This window comes from Actinomadura logoneensis (assembly GCF_003428695.1).
In the GTDB taxonomy this organism is placed as follows: domain Bacteria; phylum Actinomycetota; class Actinomycetes; order Streptosporangiales; family Streptosporangiaceae; genus Spirillospora; species Spirillospora logoneensis.
The window spans coordinates 1-3759 of the sequence record NZ_QURH01000751.1 but is presented as its reverse complement, the minus strand read 5'-3'; the positions used below and the strand labels follow the sequence as shown (position 1 = coordinate 3759).

Sequence of the window (3759 nt, the reverse complement as noted above, 5' to 3'; positions counted from 1 at the left end):
TCGCCGCCGCCGGATTCGCCGGCTGGACGGCGGGCGCGCTGCGGCACCTGCGCGAGCCCGCCGCCGTCCGGGCCGCGCGCGAGCACCACGGCCGGTACCTGCTGCCCGCCGACTTCGACCGTCCCGCGGCCCGGCTCCTGGTCCGTGCGCAGCGGGCGGTCGACGCCGTCCTCGGCTCCCGGGCGCACCGCGAGGGCCTGCTGGACTCCATCGACAACGCGACCGAGCTGCCGCGCCAGGAGTGGGCCGTCGCGGTCGCCCTCGCCGAGCACACCCGGCTCCGCCGCGAGCGCCGCGCCCAGCAGCCCGACCGGCTGTCCGCGCCCGTCCGGGCGCTGCTGGAGCCCCAGCGCCGGGCGCTCGACCTGTCGGTGCGGTCGGTCACCGAGCGGGTCGAGGCGCTGGAGTCCTACGCCCGCTCCGCCCGCGCCGCCGACGAGGCGTACCACGAGTGGCGGGTGCTGCGGGACCTGCCGGAGCAGAACGCGCGCTACCGCGACCTGCTCGCCGGGACGGTCCGCGACGCGCTCGCCGTCGAGGTCGTCGGCCGGCTCGACGCCGACGCGCGCCGGGCCGAGGAGGTGCTGCGCGACCGCGTCGCGTCCGCCGTCGGCAGCGGCCTGGAACTGGCGACCGGCCCCGCCCCGCGCGAAGCCTCCTGACCCGGCGCGCGGATCCGGGCTGAGGAACCGGTCCGCGGATCCGGGCTCCTGACCCGCCCGGCGGCGCACTGTCTTCGAGATCACACTTCGGGCGCCCGGAGATCACACTTCGCGGGCCGCGCGGTGACGCTTTCGCTCCCGTCGTCCCGTCCCGTCCCGCTCTCCCCGTGCCCGCCGTGCCTCCGCGCCGGGCACGGGCGCGCCCGGCGCGCACGCGGATGCGGCACGGGGCGGTGAGACGGGGCTTCGGTCCTGAAAACGCTTGTTCGATGCGTTCGTGTGTTGAGCGATGAGGTGTGAAAGTCCGCTAACGTAAAGGGCGCTCGATTCAGAAAGGAACGCATGGCTGAGAAGGTCATCTTGGTAGACGATCTCGATGGCGGCGAGGGCGAGGATGTCCGCAAGCGCGACTTCGAGATCCTGGGGCGGATTTTCACCATTGACCTGTCCGACGAGAACGACGTGCGGCTGCGTGAGACCCTCGACACGCTGACCCGCTATGTCGAGAAGTCGCGTGAGGTGAAGCAGGCGGGGCGCTCGCGCAAGCCCCGGAAAAGCCCGGTGAAGCTCAAGGGTTTCACCAACGCCGACGTCCGCACGTGGGCCAAGAACGAGGGCCTTGAGGTCCCGGACCAGGGCGCGCTGCCCGACGCCGCCTACGCGGCGTTCGTCCAGGCGCACCCAGAAGCCAGCCCAGACGCGTAACGCAGGGAGTCCCCGTGGCACAGAAGACCATCGTCGTCATGACCGACGACCTCGACGGCGGAGAGGCCGAGGAGACCGTGTCCTTCGCGCTCGACGGCGTCGGATACGAGATCGACCTGAACGCTGCGAACGCCGCGAAACTGCGCGAGCGGTTCGAGCCGTTCGTGGCGAACGCCCGTAAGGCCGCCCGGCGCCCGGCCAAGCCGACGCGCAGCGCGGGCAACCGCGAGCAGAGCGCGGAAATCCGGGAATGGGCCAAGCAGAACGGCATCCCGGTGAACGACCGCGGCCGCATTCCGGCCAAGGTGATCGAACAGTACAACGCCACCCACTAGCACCGCCCATCGGGCCGCCCTCGCGGTCCGATTCGGTCCCTGCGTCCGCGAATTCGGCGGTACGGCGCGAAGCCACCAGGGACACCACGCGATCCCCCGAAAACCCGCCGGGCGCCGCGCCCGAACGGTCGCCGGCGGCCGTCCCGAAGCCCGTGTCGGCCGTCCCGAAGGCCCGCGTGCGGCCGTCCCGAAGGCCCGTGTGCGGCCCTCTCCAAGGCCCGTGTGCGGCGGGGCGCGCAGCCCTCTCGTGGTCGCCGGGTAGACCGCTCGAACACCGCGTGCCGCGGTGGATGGACGGTGCGGCGAGGACGCGGCGGACCGGTCGGTCAGCGGCCGAGGAGACCGGCCGCGCCGAGCAGGCCCAGGGACGGCTCGGACGGCGGCACCGGCGCGATGTCGGGCCGCCACGCGTCCACCGGGACGACGCCGGGGGCGAGCGGTTCCAGGCCGTCCAGGAAGCCCGCGATGGCGGACGCGTCGCGGGGGACGAGCGGGAGGGCGCACCCCTCGGTGTAGCGGGCCGCCAGCGCGGCGGCGACCGGCGTGAGCGTCCCCGGGGCGAGCCGCGGCTCGTCGGCGCCGGGGGAGGAGCCCACGGGCGTGTCGGTGAGGTGCGAGACGACGACGGCGCTTCCGGGGGCGAGGGCCGCGGTCAGGGTGCGGACGCAGTGCCAGGGGTCCTCGGCGTCCGTCAGGTGGTGCAGGACGGACGTGAGGAGGACCGCGACGGGCCGGCCCGGGTCCAGGAGGCCGTGGTCGAGCGCCTGGGCGACCAGGTCGTCGGGCTTGCGCAGGTCGGCCTGGAGGGCGGCGACCTCGCCGTCGTCCACGAGCAGGGCGCGGGCGTGGACCAGGACGAGCGGGTCCTGGTCGACGTACAGGACCCGGGTGCCCGGCGCGTGCCGGGACGCGATCTGGTGGACGTTGTCGGTGGTCGGCAGGCCGCAGCCGATGTCGAGGAACTGCCGCAGCCCGAGCCCGGCCAGCTCGCGGACGGCGCGCCGGACGAACGCGCGGTTGGCGTGCGCGGCGTCCACCAGGCCCGGTTCGATGGCCAGCAGCTCCCGGACGAGCCGGCGGTCCACGGCGTAGTTGTCCTTGCCGCCCAGCAGGCAGTCGTAGACCCGCGCGGGTCCGGCCAGCCCGAGCCCGCCCCCGTCGGTCATCGCGTGTCGTCCTCCCGGCCCGGGGGCGGGACGTGCAGCCCCCGCACGCTCAGCCCCGTCTTCCCTTGCAGCCCCGGCTTCCGTCCCGGTCCCGTCGTTCGTCGCGGGCCCGCCGCGGGGAGGGCGGGACACGCCGCCGGCGGTCGCGCCGTCAACGCTCCTGGGGGCATCCGAAGTTCCCACGGGCACCGCTCCGCCGCCGGCCCCAACCGGTCACCTCCGCCCCGGATCCGCTGTCGGAGATCTTCGTCCGTGGGGTGAGCGTAGAGCGCGGAGGTCAGCCGAAGGTCAGCACGGGGCCGTCCGGACGGTCCGGAGGGCGCTGACCGGCGCGGGTGCGCGCCGCGACGGCGCAGGCAGGAACGCTCCGGGGCCGCACTCACGACTTGACTCTCCTTGACTATGGCCATATCCGGCCACACCGTCCGTCGTCCGCATACGGTACGGCACGCCAGCATGATCAGGGCGAAGGGGAGGACGCGGTGGAGATCCGGATGCTCGGGCCGCTGGAGGTGACGGCCGACGACGGCACGCGCGTCGAGCCGTCGCAGCCGCTCCAGCGGGCCGCGCTGTGCGTGCTCGCCGTCCGCGGGGGCCGTCCGGTGTCGGCCCGCGCGCTCGGCGAGCTGCTGTGGGGCGACGACGCGCCCGGACGCGGCGCCGGGGCGGTCAAGACGTGCCTGAGCGGCGTGCGCCGCGCCCTCACCCGCGACCGGCTGCCGCTCGGCCACGGCGGCTACCGGCTGGTGCCGAGGCCCGGCGACACCCTCGACCTCGCGGTCTTCCGCGACCTGTCCGCGCGCGCCCGCGAGTCCCTCGCCCGCGCGTCCGCCACGGACGCGGCGGACGCGGCGGACGGGGCGGACGGGGCGGACGGGGCGGAGCGGTGCC

The 3759-nt window shown here is 75.1% G+C and carries 4 protein-coding genes and 1 pseudogene; 4 read left to right on the top strand and 1 reads right to left on the bottom strand.

Annotated features, from left to right (window positions below; genetic code table 11):
* From DZF91_RS40440 to DZF91_RS26710, 3 genes and pseudogenes are all read left to right on the top strand, one after another.
* Nucleotides 1-662: pseudogene (locus DZF91_RS40440) on the top strand (hypothetical protein); the annotation flags it as partial.
* Nucleotides 663-1004: 342 nt separating this feature from the next.
* Nucleotides 1005-1367, top strand: coding sequence for a histone-like nucleoid-structuring protein Lsr2 (locus DZF91_RS26715; RefSeq protein WP_117359935.1), 363 nt, complete (start codon nucleotides 1005-1007; stop codon nucleotides 1365-1367).
* 14 nt (nucleotides 1368-1381) lie between these two features.
* On the top strand, nucleotides 1382-1702 hold the full coding sequence (locus DZF91_RS26710; protein ID WP_117359934.1) for a histone-like nucleoid-structuring protein Lsr2: 321 nt from the start codon (nucleotides 1382-1384) through the stop codon (nucleotides 1700-1702).
* 326 nt (nucleotides 1703-2028) lie between these two features.
* On the opposite strand, the gene DZF91_RS26705 is transcribed toward DZF91_RS26710, so the two are convergent.
* Nucleotides 2029-2868: an SAM-dependent methyltransferase gene (locus tag DZF91_RS26705; protein ID WP_117359933.1), complete on the bottom strand. Its 840-nt coding sequence runs from the start codon at nucleotides 2866-2868 to the stop codon at nucleotides 2029-2031.
* Between the two features lie 482 nt (nucleotides 2869-3350).
* On the opposite strand from DZF91_RS26705, the gene DZF91_RS26700 reads away from it, so the two are divergent.
* Nucleotides 3351-3759 (top strand): AfsR/SARP family transcriptional regulator (locus tag DZF91_RS26700; RefSeq protein WP_456236661.1); only part of this gene is annotated, 409 nt, incomplete at its 3' end.

What these genes read in the sequence shown, in the direction of transcription:
- DZF91_RS26715 (WP_117359935.1), top strand. Translation starts at nt 1,005, where the DNA reads ATGGCTGAGAAGGTCATCTTGGTAGACGATCTCGATGGCGGCGAGGGC.
- DZF91_RS26705 (WP_117359933.1), bottom strand. Translation starts at nt 2,868, where the DNA reads ATGACCGACGGGGGCGGGCTCGGGCTGGCCGGACCCGCGCGGGTCTAC.